Origin of the sequence: Pedobacter miscanthi (genome assembly GCF_003315595.1) — a bacterium.
Taxonomy (GTDB): domain Bacteria; phylum Bacteroidota; class Bacteroidia; order Sphingobacteriales; family Sphingobacteriaceae; genus Pedobacter; species Pedobacter miscanthi.
In genome coordinates, this window is the sequence record NZ_QNQU01000023.1 from 54,893 (window position 1) to 70,314 (window position 15,422).

Sequence of the window (15,422 nt, forward strand, 5' to 3'; positions counted from 1 at the left end):
AAATCAGATATGAAATTAAGATTGATTATGCCGGTGATGTTGCTGTGTGCAATAGTATCAGTTAAAACGAAGGCACAAAGCAGGCCTGATAAACTTTATTCAATGAGTGGCATTGGCTTTGCCTTTCCCATGGGCGAAACATCGGATTATTTTAAGCCGAAATTTTCTACTTCACTGGGTTTAAATTTAGGCCTGGGCGATGGCGGATTGTTCCTTTATCCAAAAGTAAGCTTACATGCTTTTACTTTTAATCAGATTACACCGGATGAAGGTTATACCTATACCATACAAAAAGGAAGGGCCACAACTTACCTGCTTAATGTAGCATTAGGCTACCGTAAAATTGTAAATAAATGGGCCTTTTATGGTTTTGCTGGCGCTGGTGGTGGTTTTATCCTTACCCCACAAGTTGGTGTAAATAGCACCAATTTACAGGTTACGCAGGATAATAAATCGAATGGTTTGGGCATTGCAGAAGGTGGTGCAGGTATTGAATACAATATTGGAGGCGCAAATTTATTTGTAGAGGCCAGTTATATGTATGGCTTTAGCAAAATCCAGAACAGGGCATTCAATACCGTACCCATTAATATTGGTATTAAGCCCAATTTAAGTAAACTATTAAGTAAGCTTTAACATATCCACATACAAAATACCGGAGCGGTTACGTTTAAATAATGTAACCGCTTTTTTTATGCTAAAGAAATCATCAAAATTATTTTCATACTAACTATTTTAGCATAAATTTGTATTTCAAATCAATTTAATGTTATACGCCGTTGTAGATATCGAAACCACTGGCGGTCATGCCTCAGCAAATGGCATTACCGAAGTTGCCATTAACATACATGATGGCAATCAGATTGTTGAATCTTATACAACATTGATCAACCCCAGGCAGTCCATCCCGGTATACATTACAGCCTTAACAGGTATTGATGATGCCATGCTGAAAGATGCCCCAACTTTTGATGATGTTGCGCTACAGATATTTCAGTTACTTAACGATAAGGTTTTTGTGGCGCACAATGTAAATTTCGATTATTCATTCCTGAAACACCATTTGGCTGCCTCAGGTTACGATTTGCAATGCCGAAAGCTCTGTACCGTTAGGTTGAGCAGGAAACTGATCCCCGGAAAATCATCATACAGCCTCGGTAAATTATGTACAGCTTTGCAGATTCCCATACAAAACCGGCATAGGGCGGCTGGTGACGCCGATGCAACCAGTATACTTTTTAATATGTTGCTGGATCATGATCAGGAAGGTGTAATTGCAGAAATGCTGAAGAAAACCTCAAAAGAACAGGTTTTACCACCAAATTTAGATAAGAGTTCTATTTTAAGGTTACCCAACCAACCCGGTGTTTATTATTTTAAGGATAGTAAAGGTAAGATTGTTTACGTAGGCAAAGCGAAAAACCTTAAAAAACGGGTAACCAGCCATTTTACGGGCAATACACCCAACCGACAGCGGCAGGATTTTTTGCGGACCATACACCATGTAGATTTTGTAATCTGTGGTACCGAACTGATGGCTTTAATTTTAGAAGCGAATGAAATTAAACGTTTATGGCCGGAAAACAACCGGGCCATGAAACGTTACGAACATAAATACGATTTATACGTTTTCGAAGATCAGAACGGCTACCTGCGTTTAGCTGTTGATAAACACAAAAAGAACAACAATGCCATACAAAGTTTTAACAGCTTATTAGAAGGTTACAACTTTTTAACCCAGCTGATTGATAAATATCAGCTTTGCGCCAAACTCTGTTACCTGCAAAAAACGGCTACAAAATGTTACGCCCACGAAAACGGACAATGTTTTGGTGCCTGTAGCGGCATAGAAACCGTGTCGGTTTACAATAAAAAGTTAAAAACAGCATTAAACGACATCCAGCAACAACAACCAAGCTTTGCACTGGTTGATGAAGGTCGAAAAGAGGAAGAATTTAGTTGTTTAGTGGTAGAAAATGGAAAATTTTACGGAATGGGTTATTTTACCGATAAAAATTATCTCTCTGATGGTTTGGCACCGGTTAAAAGCGACTTATCCATTTATCAATCCAATAGTTATATCCTTAATTTAATTTTAAGCCACGCAGAACAACATCCGCAGAAATTATATAAATTGTAAAAAGTTATTGCAGATCGTCATCTCGACTGAAACGCAGTGAAATGGAGAGATCGACCTCGATAGAGTTTTTGGCATCGCTGCACTCCGCTACCATTGGCAGATTAATATAAAAATTGTCGTCATCTCGACCGGAATGCAGTGGAGTGGAGAGGTCTATTTCTAGAGATAGATTTAGCTTCGCTGAGCACTTCGTTGTTCTCGGCTTCGATATACTCCGCTCGAAATGACGAAATGTAAAGTAATATATTTAACTTCAAAATATTTTCCCCTCAAACACCAGCAGATAAATGGATAATTTAGCTTTTAAGGTCCTTTGTTTGTCTTTTGAAGAGGCAACAGAACAACCTCATTTCGAAAAAACTTCTTTTAGAGTAAATAAAAAGATTTTTGCAACGCTGAATATCAAAAAAAACAGTGCTACGCTAAAATTATCAGCAATTAATCAATCAGTTTTTTGCGCTTTTGATCCTGGCAAAATAAAACCCGCAACCGGGGCCTGGGGCAAACAAGGCTGGACACTTTTTGAGATAAGCGAACTAAAAGATGAGATGATCATCGATGCACTTAGCCTTTCATACTGCAGTGTGGCCCCACAAAAACTTTCCGAAAAATACAGCAAAGATTAATTGTCCTGAATGGCCCTCTAATTATTCGTCTTTGGCAAGGACAATTGCGAAGCTTCTTCCCTATCTTTACTACAACAAATATAAAATGTTATGACAAAATCCCTTTGGATAAATCTCCCCGTAAAAGATATTAATAAATCGAAGGCATTTTTTACTGCCCTGGGCTTCAGCCTTAATCTGCAGTATGGTGCCCGCGAAGATTCGGCCTGTTTTTTAGTGGGCGAAAGTAACCTGGCCATCATGCTTTTTGAAGAGGCATTGTATGAAAGTTTTGCAGGTACTAATATTGCAGACAGACGTAATGGTGGTGAAGTATTGTTTTCTATCGATGCCGAAAGTCCGGAAGAAGTAGATGAACTGGCGCAAAAAGTGATCGATGCAGGTGGTACACTTTATGGCGAACCGGGTTACAAAGATGGATGGATGTACGGCTGTGGTTTTATCGATCTGGATGGCCAGAGATGGAGCGTACTATATATGGATATGAGCAAAATGCCTTTAGGCTAATATTTAAATATGCTAGCAGAAAACTAATTGATAAAGATGGAAAACGATCCTGTTATTGTAGAAGGTGTTTACAACGTACCTGTGGATAAAGTATGGAAAGCTTTAACCGATAACAATGAAATTAAGCAGTGGTATTTTCAGTTGAAAGAATTTAAACCTGAAATAGGTTTTAAATTCGAATTTTCCGGCGGAGCAGACGATGGACCGCAGTACCTGCACCTTTGCGAAATTACCCAACTGGTGGAAGGCAAAAAGATAGCCTATACCTAGAGATATGATGGTTTACCCGGTAATTCTGAAGTAAACTGGGAATTATTTGAACAAGACAATAAAACCCTATTAAAATTGACGCATACAGGTTTAGAAAGTTTTGCCTCTAACGGGCCAGATTTTGCCAAAACAAGCTTTAATGGTGGCTGGAATTACTTTGTTAACGATGCGCTAAAGAAGTATTTGGAACCAGAGGAGTAATCTGCATGAATAAATCTGTGGTTCGTGGAGATACGAACCACGACCACAGATTCCCGGCTGCGTTGCACCCTATAGCTATCTGTTCAGCAATGAAGACCAACTAAACCACTGATAATCATGATTTTAAACATACAAGACATTTAAGGGCATTAAGCTTATATGATTCGCTAACGCTCGTTTCTAACGAGCGTTAAATAGTATATCGTTTACAACGATAAAATCGTGTGACTATTTATGCACTCGTTTCGAAACGAGCGCAAGCATGGATCAACTAAACCACTGATCATCATATTTTTTGACCATATAAGACATTTAAGGACATATAAGTTGATATAGTTCTTATATTACTTATATGGTCAAATTGAAAAATAACTAACCTAGACATCTTAGTTCACCACAGTTTTGCCAGGTGCTAAATATTAAATTTAATCAAACGAACGCCATTCGATTTTTTTCAGGCAACAGTCATGATCGTTTTTCGAAATGACGTCAAAGCAATATTTAAATTTCTTCCAGTGCCGTCTTAATGGTTGCATAAATATAATCCAGATCCTCATTGCTGATGACATAAGGAGGCAAAATATATATAATATTGCCAAGCGGTCTTAATATAATTCCCTTATCTAAAAAGTAAGCATACAATAGGTTACGCAGGTTACTTAAATAAGACGTTTCATTACCTGTTTCCCATTCGATGGCAATAATGGTTCCGGTTTGCCTGATGGCCTTAACTTTTGGATGCGTTTTAATTTCCTCCATAAACAACGCATGCCTGGCTTCTACCCTTTTGATGTTCTGCAGCGTTTCGCTCTTTAACAAAATATCTAAACTGGCCAATGAGGCTACACAGGCAATGGGGTTGGCTGTAAATGAATGTCCGTGATAAAGTGTTTTCAGTTTATCATCACTCAAAAAAGCTTCAAAAATCTCATTGGTACAGGTGGTTACACCCAAAGGCATTGTGCCACCGGTTAAACCTTTACTCAAACAAATAATATCTGGTTTATTGTTTAGTTTTTCGCAGGCGAAATAGGTTCCTGTCCTGCCAAAACCAGTCATTACTTCATCAGCGATGGTTAATATCTGCGCTTCTTTACAGGCAGATAAAAGCTGATCAAGATATTCTGCTTCGTACATCAACATGCCGCCCGAACCCAAAATAAGTGGTTCGAAAATAAAACAAGCTACTTCAGTTCGGAGTTCGGAAATTCGGGTTTGGAGTTGTGAGATATTTTCTTCGTTCGGAAGATCGATAAATTCGACATCGAACAACAAACTGTTAAAAGCATCGGTAAAAATACTCCGCCCGCTAACCGACATGGCACCAAAAGTATCGCCATGATAAGCATTTTTAAAGGCTAAAATCTTCGTTTTAGGTTTTTCTTTATTATCCCAATATTGCAGGCACATTTTTAAGGCCACCTCTACTGCAGTAGAGCCATTATCAGTATAAAAAACCTTTTCCTGCTTGCCGGGAAGTATCGGCAGCAGCCTTTCAGCAAGTAATACGGCTGGCTCGTGGGTAAAACCGGCGAAAATGACGTGCTCGAGTACTTTAAGCTGTTCGGCCACTTTTTCGGCAATGTAAGGATGCGAATGGCCGTGAATATTTACCCACCATGATGAAACAGCATCAATATATTTTTTACCATCCTCATCAAAAACATATACACCTTCTGCTTTTACAATCGGAATATGCGGAAGGGCATTTTTCATTTGGGTATAAGGGTGCCAAATCACCTTTTGATCGCGTTCAGTTAGATTGAGTTTAGTGTTGAGCGTTTGTAGTTCGGAAGTATCTGACATAAAATAATTATAATTTAACTGAATATTTTTCTTTTAAAAGCCGCGCAACGGTTTTATCGGTTTTAAAGGTGATCGATTCGATATCCAAATCACCTATTTTTACCCATCTGAAAGCCTGAAGAATTTCTCCTTTACCATCAAAATCGTAAATGGTATCTTTAAATGCAAGTTGCAAAGGTGCTTTCTCCTTAACAACATAATAAACACTGATTACCTGGCTATCGTTAAATGCTGATTTCTCATAAAAATCAGTGGTATAAAAATGGGACAACACCTCAACATCTGCCTCACATTCTTCCATAAACTCTCTTTTCAGACCGTCAATCAGGCCTTCACCAAGTTCTAATCCACCACCGGGGAATTTACTGAAACGGAATCCATACTCTTCTTCATCACTTACCAAAACCTCATTATCCTGGTTAATTAATAAACCGTAAACCCTTACATTAAAGTAGCTCATTTTCGAAATGTTTTTTGTTTTTTATCACTATTTCTGGTGTCCAGATGATTTCTTTCCTAAACGCTTCTGCCCTTACCTTACATTCGCTCATGTGGCAATAGTGGCAACATTCGGGCAAACATGGATCTGCATGAATAAAAAGCTCGGCCTTGCGCAGTCCGTTTTTGTTGATCAGCTCATCAATCTGCGAAATCTCGCGGTGTACTTTGTTCAAATCAAAATAATAAGGCAAGGTTACATGGCAATCGATATGGAATTCAGGGCCATATTGCTGGGTACGCAGGTTATGTACATCAATCCACGGGTTATGCCGGTTTTTCTGCAACACTTCTACTACCTCTTCAACCAAAGTAAAATCGCTTTCATCCATTAATCCGCCAACTGAGCCCCGGGTAAGTTTATAACCTGAATAAACGATATAAAAGCCCACTAATACAGAGAGTAAACTGTCTAACCAAATAATATTTGTCAGCTGAATTAATATCAGGCCTATTACAATAGCTCCGCTGGTATAAGTATCTGTTAATAAATGTTTACCATCAGCCTGCAGTGTAACAGAATGTACATCTTTACCCACATTAATCAGGTATAGTCCAACAATAAGGTTAATCAATCCGGTAATACCGATAATCAAAGTTCCGGCAAGCAGTTCGCCTACCGCATGTGGATAAATAAGATTATATGAAGATTTAAAAATAATGGCTACACCGGCTATCAGGATTAATATTCCTTCTACAAAAGCAGAAAAAAACTCTACTTTCCCATGTCCGTACGGATGGTTTTCATCTTTGGGTTGCGTACTTAAATAAATGCTGTAAAATGCAAAGCTGCCTGCAATTACATTTACAATACTTTCTGCAGCGTCTGTCAGGATCGCGTTAGAACCGGTAATGAAATAGGCAACAAACTTGGCCAGCATGAGCAGCACACTCACCGCCAGGGATATTATTATTGCTTTCTTTTTGACCTGCACAATGATATTTTTTTCAAAAATACGCTTAACCAATAAATTAAATGAGAAAAACTATGTCTTTTTTAGTGCAGAATAATATTTGGTTTATATATTTGCGCTCAAAGTAATTAACCATGAGCACCTTATCGAAAAGAATCAACAGTCTGTCAGAATCTGCAACCCTTAAAATGACCAAACTTGGCCGCGAATTAGCGTCTAAAGGCATCAATATCATCAGTTTAAGTGTTGGCGAACCCGATTTTAATACGCCTGAACATGTAAAAAATGCCGCTAAAAAAGCATTAGACGAAAATTATACCCGTTACTCGCCGGTACCAGGATATCCTGATCTGCGCCAGGCCATCGTAAATAAGTTAAAAACAGAAAACAACCTTGATTATGATATTTCACAAATCGTTGTTTCTACAGGTGCCAAACAATCATTATCGAACGTAATTTTAACTTTGATCGATCCGGATGATGAAGTAATCATTCCTACACCTTACTGGGTTTCTTATTCGGAAATGGTAACCCTGGCAGAAGGAAAATCTGTTTTTATCGATACCGACATTGAAAGCAATTTCAAAATTACACCTGCACAGTTAGAAGCGGCGATTACGCCGAAATCGAAACTTTTCATGTTTTCTTCACCATGCAACCCAACAGGTTCAGTTTACAGTAAAGAAGAGTTGGCTGCATTGGTTGCCGTTTTTGAAAAACACCCGAATATTTATATCCTGTCTGACGAAATTTATGAGCACATCAACTTTGTTGATCAGCACGAATCAATCGCGCAGTTCGATAGCATTAAAGACCGCGTAATCATTGTAAATGGTTTCTCTAAAGCATTCGCCATGACGGGCTGGAGATTAGGTTACATTGCCGCAAATAAAGAAATTGCAGCTGCTAATGATAAATTGCAGGGACAAACTACCTCTGGCACATGTTCTATCGCACAAAGAGCGGGTATTGTAGCTTATGAGCAAGGTTTGGCGAGTGTATTAGAAATGAAAGAAGCATTTTTACGCCGCAGGGAACTGGTTTACAACTTGTTAAACGAAATTCCCGGTGTTAAAACGAACCTTCCAGATGGTGCTTTCTATTTCTTCCCTGAAATCAGCTCGTTCTTTGGTAAAAAAGATGCTGAAGGAAATGTAATCAAAGATTCTTCTGATCTGGCTTTATATTTATTGAATGTTGGTCACGTGGCAACTGTAGGTGGCGATTCGTTCGGTAATAACAACTACATCCGCTTATCTTATGCCGCATCAGACGAAAGTTTGGTAGAAGCATTAAAAAGGATTAAAGAAGCATTGGGTAAATTAGCCTAATCAGTTGGCAGTTTTCAGTTAACGGTTTTCAGTTAACTTTATCAATAAGAAATCCTCCGTTAATTAAAGTTAACGGGGGATTTTTGTTATTATATGAGTATATAACAGATTCGTTATCCTGTCCCGATTTTACATCGGGATCAGGGTCTTTATGCAGTTTTTCTAGTGGTTAGTTTCATGTTGATCACTAAACAACAATATTTTTCATGATCTGAAAATGAAAGCCAGCATTTCATCGGAGATTTCAGTCCTTCATTTCGTTGCAAGTCCTCTCCCGATGAAAAATCGGGATTGCGGGCTTTCCACTTCAATAAGGTTTATTAACAACGGCAACTGCTCATTGCAAACTGCAAACTAACCTAACTTCTGATCGCCTCTACCGGATCTAATCTCGAAGCCGAATAAGCCGGCCAGAAACCTGAAATGGTTCCGATAATAATCGAGATACCAATACCCAGGGCAATATTATTCAAGCCCAGTATAATATGGAAATCTGTTGCAGCCCCGATTACCAGCGCGAGCAGAAAGACGAGTAATAAACCCAGCAATCCACCTAAAATACAAAGCGAAATGGATTCGAATATAAACTGTAATAATATAAAGTAGTTCTTTGCGCCCAGCGATTTCTGAATGCCGATAATATTGGTACGCTCTTTAACCGAAACAAACATGATATTGGCGATACTAAAACCTCCAACCAAAATAGAAAAACCACCAATTACCCAACCCGCAATGTTTACCATTTTAAACATCGAATCTAACTGGTTCGAAATAATGGTGGTTTTATTCAATGCGAAATCTTCTTCCTGCCCCGGCCTGATCCTATGAATGGAACGCATTAAGCCTTTTAGTTCACTTTCTACTTCTTCTAAACTTACATTATCTTTACCGCGTACCGTAATCTGTGGTCCATAACGTTCGTTTTGGATATCTAAAACCCCTTTTGCAAAGCTAATCGGGATATTTACATTTTTATCAAGCGAGGTACCCAGCATATCTTCGCCTTCTTTTTTAAATACACCTACAACTGTTAATCTCCGCCCTAAAATCTGTACCTGCTTTCCAATCGGTTCATCGCCATCAAAAAGTCCGGCTGCTATATCAGATCCCAAAATACAAACGGGTGTTCCGTTTTTACTTTCATTTTCAGTAAAATATCTTCCGGATTGAAGTTCGAAATTCCATGTTTTATTAAAATCATGTGAAGCCGCCCAAACAGAAATCCCTTCAACCGAGCTGCTTCTGTATTTGATGGTTCTGTCACTTGTCGAGATCTCGAAAGTAACGCCCTGTGCATTTTCTATCCGCTCTCTTAAAGCATTAAAATCACGTAACGATGGCTGTGGACGGTTCATGTATTTCCACCATGGGTAATTATCGCCAAAACTCCATGGCCATTTTTGCACATAAATGGTGTTTGAACCCAGTTTATCCACGCTCGACTGCAGCTTACCACGAAAGGTATCAACCGCCGAAAATACAGCAATAATGGTAAAAATACCAATGGTTATGGCCAGAAGCGATAACATGGTACGTAATTTATTCTGGCGCAACGCATCAAATGCAAAACGGAAACTCTCGCCTATTAGCCTAAAGATTATCATAATTAAGGTTTAGATGCAAAGCCGTTGAAAAGGTTACAGCTGTTTTTCAAAACTAAGTAAATTTTATATCTGCAATGGCGTTAAAATATGTATTATTCTATATAAAATAAGGTAAAACATAATATACTACAATTGCGTTTGATAAAATACGGAAAAGAAAAATTAAATTCGTATTTTTGCACCTCAAAAAATTCATCAAGAATGAAATTATCACAATTCAAATTCAACTTACCCGAATCATTAGTAGCCAATAATCCAGCAGAAGAGCGCGATGAAGCACGCTTAATGGTATTGCATAAAGACAGCGGTAAAATTGAACATAAAATTTTCAAAGACGTTTTAGGTTATTTCGATGACAAGGACGTTATGATATTAAATAACACTAAAGTTTTTCCTGCCCGTTTATATGGCAATAAAGAGAAAACCGGTGCTACTATCGAAGTTTTCTTATTGCGTGAATTAAACAAGGAATTACGTTTATGGGATGTTCTGGTTGATCCGGCACGTAAAATCCGCGTTGGTAACAAATTATATTTTGGCGACGATGATTTATTGGTAGCTGAGGTTGTGGATAACACCACATCACGCGGCCGTACCATCCGTTTCCTTTTTGAAGGTACTGACGAAGAATTTAGAAAAAACGTTGAGATTTTAGGCGAAACACCACTTCCTAAATATATTAAACGTAAAGCCACTGCTGAAGATAAAGAACGTTATCAAACTATTTTTGCCAAGCACGAAGGTGCTGTAGCTGCTCCAACTGCAGGTTTGCACTTTAGCAGGGAGTTGATGAAACGTTTGGAACTTAAAGGTGTGGAGTTTGCAGAAGTTACCTTACATGTTGGTTTAGGTACTTTCAGAACGGTTGAGGTTGAAGATTTAACCAAACACAAAATGGATTCTGAGCAATTTATCATTGAGCCAAAAGATGCGGCTATTGTAAATAAAGCAATAGAAGAAAAGAGAAAAATCTGCGCGGTTGGTACTACTTCGATGCGTGCAATCGAATCTGCAGTTTCGGCAAACAGAACATTAAAAGCAGCTAACGACTGGACAAGCAAGTTCATCTTCCCTCCTTACGATTTCAGTATTGCAAATTCAATGATTACCAATTTCCATACGCCTGAATCTACTTTACTGATGATGGTGAGTGCTTTTGGTGGTTACGAAAACGTAATGAATGCTTACGAAGTTGCAGTAAAAGAAAAATATAAATTTTACAGCTATGGCGATGCCATGCTAATTATCTAAGTTTGCGGTTGGCGTTTGGCGGTTTTGCGCTAAACGCCATACCCTAAACGCACAACCATGAAGTATTACGCTATAATTGTAGCAGGCGGTTCTGGCAATCGGATGCAAACGGAAACCCCAAAACAATTTCTACTGCTCAAAAACCTTCCGGTTTTGATGCATACCATTAAAGCTTTTGCACAAAGCGATACCCAACCCAAAATTTTATTGGTTTTAAGCAAAGATCAGCAGGGCTACTGGAAGCGCTTATGCGATGAATTCAATTTCTACGTTCCACACGAGGTAATTGATGGTGGTGAACAACGATTTCATTCAGTTAAAAATGCAATTGCAACAATTGAGGACGAAAGTTTTGTAGCCATACACGATGCCGTGCGGCCTTTAGTTTCCAAATCTTTAATAGATAATTGTTTTAAAGCTGCTGAAGCGCAGGGAAATGTTATTGCAGCAGTACAATCAAGCGACAGTGTAAGGATGCTAAGAGACGATAAAACATCAGCTTTAAAGCGCGATGAAATCTATCTGGTACAAACACCGCAAACTTTTAGTCTTAACATACTTAAAGAAGCTTACCAACAGGATTTCGCTGATCATTTTACAGATGATGCCAGTGTGGTAGAATCAATAGGTTATGGCATCAATATTATTGAAGGAGAAAGGGGAAATATCAAAATCACCTACCCAATCGATCTGGAACTGGCAGAATTGCTGTTGAAAAATTAAGAATATAAAAAGGGGCCTTAAATTAAAGCCCCTTATTTTTTGAATAGCATTTTTATGCTGGTGGAATGTCCGCTAAATATATTTTATGCGGCCCTGCCAATAACTTTAAGCAGGATTGCAATTACTGCGATTACCAATAAAACGTGGATTATATTACCAACGTCGCCGAAGCCGTGAAATATAAATCCGATGACCCAAAGTATTACCAATACTACTGCGACTAAATACAATAAATTTCCCATAGTGTTAATTTTTTAGCAATGTTATATTATTGATCTATTAACACACAGCTTTTAACTTTTGTTTAAAAAATGTAAGTTTTTTTATTACCAGAGCACGTGTAGCATTGAGCCTATGGCACTTGGCGTTATACTCTGAAAACAAAAAAGCAACTTCCTTTTGGAAATTGCTTTTCGTTTCTATTTAATCAGATTACTAATATTCGTCTTCATTAAAGAAGAAATCCTCTTTAGTAGGATAATCCGGCCAAATTTCCTCAATTGTTTCATAAGGCTCGCCATCATCTTCAAGTGCCTGCAGGTTTTCGATTACTTCTACAGGAGCACCAGAACGGATACCATAATCAATTAATTCGTCTTTAGTTGCAGGCCATGGTGCGTCTTCCAAGTGCGATGCTAATTCTAATGTCCAATACATATCTTCAATTCTATTAAATTCTGATTCTTATTATTGCGCAAATTATATTAAAATTTTCGAGCAAAACAAACTTATTTTTCCACTATTAAACACGCGGGATCCAAACGTTTTCTTCCGCTTTAAAATAAGCTGTCAGTTTTCGTGCCAAAACAAACAAATAATCGCTCAAACGGTTCAGATAAATCGTTACATGCTCATCCACAAAGCTATTTTCTGCAAGTTGTACGGTCAGCCTTTCTGCCCTGCGGCAAACGCACCTGGCAACATGACAGTAAGAAACTACAGTATTTCCACCTGGCAGCACAAAATGTTTTAAAGGTGGCAAGGTTTCATTCATCTTGTCCATCTCATTTTCCAACAGTACAATATCTGAATCGAGCAGATCGGGAATTTTCATTTTTGATTTTTCAGGATCAGCTGCGAGTGAAGCGCCGATGGTAAATAACCTATCCTGAATTTCTTTCAGAAGCTGCTGATCGTGCGTTTCGATACCCTGGCACATGATTAATCCGATGTACGAATTTAATTCATCAACAGTACCATAAGTTTCGATGCGTAAATGGTATTTGGGAACGCGGGTACCACCAATTAATGAGGTTTGTCCCTTGTCGCCCGTTTTAGTATAAATTTTCATGCCCCCTAGCCCCCTTAAGGGGGAATAATATCGTTAGCCCTAAAAGTCCCCTTTAGGGGATTTAGGGGTTAATTAATTTTCTCCCAATCGCTGCCATTATCTTTCAATGCCTGTAAGCGTGGTGAAACGTTTTTAATATCAGTATTTAAGTAGTCGTTTTCAATCAAACCATCGCGCATACGCACAATGCGGTGTGCATGCTGGGCAATATCCTCCTCGTGAGTTACCAAAATAATGGTATTTCCTTTACTGTGAATTTCTTCCAGCAGGCCCATAATTTCTACCGATGTTTTGGTATCGAGGTTACCCGTTGGCTCATCGGCCAAAATGATAGATGGATTATTGATCAATGCACGTGCTACGGCCACACGCTGACGCTGGCCACCTGAAAGTTCGTTCGGCTTATGGTCCATACGGTTACCTAAGCCTACGTTTTTTAACGCTTCAGAAGCCCTGGCGGTTCTGTCTTTTTTGCTGGTGCCTGCATAAATCAGTGGAAGTGCTACATTATCCAAAGAAGTAGAGCGTGGCAAAAGGTTAAAGGTCTGAAAAACAAAACCAATTTCCTTGTTGCGTACTTCGGCCAGCGCATCATCAGTCATGTGGCTTACGTTTGTGCCATTCAAAATATAAGTTCCGCTGGATGGTGTATCCAAACAGCCCAAAATATTCATCAGGGTTGATTTACCAGAGCCGGATGGACCCATCAATGCTACAAATTCGCCCTTATTGATATCTAAAGAAACTGATTTTAAAGCGTGAATCACTTCAGATCCAATAACATATTTACGGCCAATTTCTTTTATAGTAATGAGTGGTTTCTCCATGTTTTTTCTTTTTTAGACAAGCGCAAAGGGTGAGATGTTACAAGCAGATTAAAAATTACTGAAACATATTAGGCTGAATTCAATCTGATAGCTATCGGATCAGCATAACGATACTTTCTATTTTTCAATAATTTTTGGCACCATAAAAAACTGTTCGTTATGTTTTGCGGCATTTTTAAGCCCATCGGCTGTAGAAATCTCCTGTTTAACCACATCTTCGCGCCAAACATTAACCGATTCGTTCATATAAACCAGCGGTTTAACATTTGTGGTATCCAGTTCATTTAATTTCTCCATAAACGACAAAATTTTGTTCATTTCAGGGATTAAAGTATCTACTTCCTGCTCATCAATATGAATTCGGGCCAGATCGGCTATTTTATGGATGGTTTTTGCGTCTAAATTCATATTATACTAACTTACTGTCAATCAATTTAAAAACCTTTTCTTTTAATACATCAGAATCAACATCGGCCAAACTTGAGGTATTAATTGGTTTGTGGACGTAAATATCGCAAATTCCGGGCTTACTTCCATATTTAGCGCCATCATCCCAGTTAATTTTCCAAACATCGGTAATACTAACGGGTACTAAAGGGATATTTTTATCAATCGCCAAACGGAACGGTCCGTTTTTAAATTCGCCCAGTTTTGGCGGATAATGATCGTCTATCTTCCCTTCAGGAAAAATAACCAGGCTCATTCCCTTTTCTAAATTTTCGCCAGCTTTTTTAAATGCTTTAAATGCCGAAATTTTACTATCGCGGTTAACTGAAATGTCGATTGTTTTAAAAAAAATGCCTAAAACCGGGTTTTGCAGCAATTCATCTTTGCCCATAAAATGAAATTTACCATGCCCCATAATACAGAAAATCATGATATCGAGGTTGGAAGTATGATTGGCGCAATAGATATAGGTTTGTTTATTATTTAATTTTTCTTCGTAATGATATCTAAAAAAAACACCAGAAAAAAGGCTGCACAAAAAACTGTTGGCTTTACGGCAAAAGTTAAGAATGCCATAATATTTCTCATTACGCGAAGTAATGTAATAGAGCGGGTAAAAGAGGGCGAAAAAAAACAGTATCCAGAATAAAAACCAAACCCGGTGTACTTGCCTTAGAAAGTTGATCATAGATATACCAAAAATATAAAATAGTTTGAAATATAAAATTAAAGTTTTACGCAGTGGTTGGTCTGACAACAATAGAAACAAATACATAATAAGTGGTCGTTGCGACACTGACTACTAGAGTAGAGCTTTGGTGTGATAGTTATGCTGTGGTTGGTGCGACACCAACCACTAGAGCCTCTTGAAGGGAAGTTTTTTTTTGCTAATAGATCTCTCCACTGCGGTCGAGATGACGTCTCCTTAATAAATACCTGCAGAAACCATTGTTTATAAACCTTATTGAAGTGAAAAGCCCACAGCG

17 protein-coding genes and 1 pseudogene are annotated in these 15,422 nt (G+C 38.3%); 8 read left to right on the forward strand and 10 right to left on the reverse strand.

The window, feature by feature from the left end:
* Positions 1-9 precede the first annotated feature (9 nt).
* The 5 genes and pseudogenes from DRW42_RS22285 to DRW42_RS22305 all read left to right on the forward strand — a co-directional run bounded on the left by DRW42_RS22285 (position 10) and on the right by DRW42_RS22305 (position 3,744).
* On the forward strand, positions 10-636 hold the full coding sequence (locus tag DRW42_RS22285) for a hypothetical protein (protein WP_113951083.1): 627 nt from the start codon (positions 10-12) through the stop codon (positions 634-636).
* A 130-nt stretch (positions 637-766) separates the two neighbouring features.
* Positions 767-2,140: an exonuclease domain-containing protein gene (locus DRW42_RS22290; RefSeq protein WP_113951084.1), complete on the forward strand. Its 1,374-nt coding sequence runs from the start codon at positions 767-769 to the stop codon at positions 2,138-2,140.
* Between the two features lie 287 nt (positions 2,141-2,427).
* Positions 2,428-2,766 carry an MmcQ/YjbR family DNA-binding protein gene (locus tag DRW42_RS22295; RefSeq protein ID WP_113951085.1) on the forward strand — a complete coding sequence of 113 codons (339 nt, stop codon included), beginning with the start codon at positions 2,428-2,430 and terminating at the stop codon, positions 2,764-2,766.
* Between the two features lie 90 nt (positions 2,767-2,856).
* The gene (locus tag DRW42_RS22300; protein WP_113951086.1) at positions 2,857-3,273 is read left to right on the forward strand and encodes a VOC family protein; all 417 of its coding nucleotides are present in this window, start codon (positions 2,857-2,859) and stop codon (positions 3,271-3,273) included.
* Between the two features lie 36 nt (positions 3,274-3,309).
* A pseudogene (locus DRW42_RS22305) lies at positions 3,310-3,744 on the forward strand (SRPBCC family protein).
* A 501-nt stretch (positions 3,745-4,245) separates the two neighbouring features.
* Here the strand turns inward: DRW42_RS22305 and bioA are convergent.
* The 3 genes from bioA to DRW42_RS22320 are packed head-to-tail and all read right to left on the reverse strand — an operon-like array spanning position 4,246 to position 6,983.
* Positions 4,246-5,550 (reverse strand): adenosylmethionine--8-amino-7-oxononanoate transaminase, encoded by a 1,305-nt coding sequence (gene bioA / locus DRW42_RS22310; protein ID WP_113951087.1) that lies wholly within the window; start codon positions 5,548-5,550, stop codon positions 4,246-4,248.
* A 7-nt stretch (positions 5,551-5,557) separates the two neighbouring features.
* On the reverse strand, positions 5,558-6,010 hold the full coding sequence (locus DRW42_RS22315) for an NUDIX domain-containing protein (protein ID WP_113951088.1): 453 nt from the start codon (positions 6,008-6,010) through the stop codon (positions 5,558-5,560).
* On the reverse strand, positions 5,997-6,983 hold the full coding sequence (locus DRW42_RS22320) for a cation diffusion facilitator family transporter (protein ID WP_113951133.1): 987 nt from the start codon (positions 6,981-6,983) through the stop codon (positions 5,997-5,999). Before DRW42_RS22320 ends, DRW42_RS22315 begins: the two co-directional genes overlap by 14 nt.
* Positions 6,984-7,096: 113 nt before the next feature.
* On the opposite strand from DRW42_RS22320, the gene DRW42_RS22325 reads away from it, so the two are divergent.
* Positions 7,097-8,293: a pyridoxal phosphate-dependent aminotransferase gene (locus DRW42_RS22325; RefSeq protein WP_208643613.1), complete on the forward strand. Its 1,197-nt coding sequence runs from the start codon at positions 7,097-7,099 to the stop codon at positions 8,291-8,293.
* A 359-nt stretch (positions 8,294-8,652) separates the two neighbouring features.
* On the opposite strand, the gene DRW42_RS22330 is transcribed toward DRW42_RS22325, so the two are convergent.
* Positions 8,653-9,897, reverse strand: a complete 1,245-nt coding sequence (locus tag DRW42_RS22330) for an ABC transporter permease (RefSeq protein WP_113951089.1) — start codon at positions 9,895-9,897, stop codon at positions 8,653-8,655.
* A gap of 201 nt (positions 9,898-10,098) precedes the next feature.
* On the opposite strand from DRW42_RS22330, the gene queA reads away from it, so the two are divergent.
* Both queA and DRW42_RS22340 read left to right on the forward strand, forming a co-directional pair.
* On the forward strand, positions 10,099-11,148 hold the full coding sequence (queA, locus tag DRW42_RS22335) for a tRNA preQ1(34) S-adenosylmethionine ribosyltransferase-isomerase QueA (RefSeq protein WP_113951090.1): 1,050 nt from the start codon (positions 10,099-10,101) through the stop codon (positions 11,146-11,148).
* 57 nt (positions 11,149-11,205) lie between these two features.
* On the forward strand, positions 11,206-11,871 hold the full coding sequence (locus tag DRW42_RS22340) for a 2-C-methyl-D-erythritol 4-phosphate cytidylyltransferase (protein WP_113951091.1): 666 nt from the start codon (positions 11,206-11,208) through the stop codon (positions 11,869-11,871).
* 83 nt (positions 11,872-11,954) lie between these two features.
* On the opposite strand, the gene DRW42_RS22345 is transcribed toward DRW42_RS22340, so the two are convergent.
* The 6 genes from DRW42_RS22345 to DRW42_RS22370 all read right to left on the reverse strand — a co-directional run bounded on the left by DRW42_RS22345 (position 11,955) and on the right by DRW42_RS22370 (position 15,124).
* Entirely contained in the window at positions 11,955-12,113 is a 159-nt protein-coding gene (locus DRW42_RS22345; protein WP_113951092.1) for a lmo0937 family membrane protein, read from the reverse strand.
* Positions 12,114-12,306: 193 nt separating this feature from the next.
* On the reverse strand, positions 12,307-12,528 hold the full coding sequence (locus DRW42_RS22350; protein ID WP_010603503.1) for a DUF2795 domain-containing protein: 222 nt from the start codon (positions 12,526-12,528) through the stop codon (positions 12,307-12,309).
* An 85-nt stretch (positions 12,529-12,613) separates the two neighbouring features.
* The gene (locus tag DRW42_RS22355) at positions 12,614-13,162 is read right to left on the reverse strand and encodes a cob(I)yrinic acid a,c-diamide adenosyltransferase (protein ID WP_113951093.1); all 549 of its coding nucleotides are present in this window, start codon (positions 13,160-13,162) and stop codon (positions 12,614-12,616) included.
* Positions 13,163-13,230: 68 nt separating this feature from the next.
* On the reverse strand, positions 13,231-13,989 hold the full coding sequence (locus DRW42_RS22360; protein WP_113951094.1) for an ABC transporter ATP-binding protein: 759 nt from the start codon (positions 13,987-13,989) through the stop codon (positions 13,231-13,233).
* 117 nt (positions 13,990-14,106) lie between these two features.
* Positions 14,107-14,397, reverse strand: a complete 291-nt coding sequence (gatC, locus tag DRW42_RS22365; RefSeq protein ID WP_113951095.1) for an Asp-tRNA(Asn)/Glu-tRNA(Gln) amidotransferase subunit GatC — start codon at positions 14,395-14,397, stop codon at positions 14,107-14,109.
* Between the two features lies 1 nt (position 14,398).
* Positions 14,399-15,124 carry a lysophospholipid acyltransferase family protein gene (locus tag DRW42_RS22370; protein WP_113951096.1) on the reverse strand — a complete coding sequence of 242 codons (726 nt, stop codon included), beginning with the start codon at positions 15,122-15,124 and terminating at the stop codon, positions 14,399-14,401.
* Positions 15,125-15,422 lie beyond the last annotated feature (298 nt).

Coding starts and splice junctions, on each gene's coding strand:
- queA (WP_113951090.1), top strand. CDS start 10,099: ATGAAATTATCACAATTCAAATTCAACTTACCCGAATCATTAGTAGCC.
- DRW42_RS22355 (WP_113951093.1), bottom strand. CDS start 13,162: ATGAAAATTTATACTAAAACGGGCGACAAGGGACAAACCTCATTAATT.
- DRW42_RS22350 (WP_010603503.1), bottom strand. CDS start 12,528: ATGTATTGGACATTAGAATTAGCATCGCACTTGGAAGACGCACCATGG.
- DRW42_RS22315 (WP_113951088.1), bottom strand. CDS start 6,010: ATGAGCTACTTTAATGTAAGGGTTTACGGTTTATTAATTAACCAGGAT.
- DRW42_RS22290 (WP_113951084.1), top strand. CDS start 767: ATGTTATACGCCGTTGTAGATATCGAAACCACTGGCGGTCATGCCTCA.
- DRW42_RS22340 (WP_113951091.1), top strand. CDS start 11,206: ATGAAGTATTACGCTATAATTGTAGCAGGCGGTTCTGGCAATCGGATG.
- DRW42_RS22345 (WP_113951092.1), bottom strand. CDS start 12,113: ATGGGAAATTTATTGTATTTAGTCGCAGTAGTATTGGTAATACTTTGG.
- DRW42_RS22360 (WP_113951094.1), bottom strand. CDS start 13,989: ATGGAGAAACCACTCATTACTATAAAAGAAATTGGCCGTAAATATGTT.
- DRW42_RS22370 (WP_113951096.1), bottom strand. CDS start 15,124: ATGATCAACTTTCTAAGGCAAGTACACCGGGTTTGGTTTTTATTCTGG.
- bioA (WP_113951087.1), bottom strand. CDS start 5,550: ATGTCAGATACTTCCGAACTACAAACGCTCAACACTAAACTCAATCTA.
- DRW42_RS22330 (WP_113951089.1), bottom strand. CDS start 9,897: ATGATAATCTTTAGGCTAATAGGCGAGAGTTTCCGTTTTGCATTTGAT.
- DRW42_RS22300 (WP_113951086.1), top strand. CDS start 2,857: ATGACAAAATCCCTTTGGATAAATCTCCCCGTAAAAGATATTAATAAA.
- DRW42_RS22295 (WP_113951085.1), top strand. CDS start 2,428: ATGGATAATTTAGCTTTTAAGGTCCTTTGTTTGTCTTTTGAAGAGGCA.
- DRW42_RS22325 (WP_208643613.1), top strand. CDS start 7,097: ATGAGCACCTTATCGAAAAGAATCAACAGTCTGTCAGAATCTGCAACC.
- DRW42_RS22285 (WP_113951083.1), top strand. CDS start 10: ATGAAATTAAGATTGATTATGCCGGTGATGTTGCTGTGTGCAATAGTA.
- gatC (WP_113951095.1), bottom strand. CDS start 14,397: ATGAATTTAGACGCAAAAACCATCCATAAAATAGCCGATCTGGCCCGA.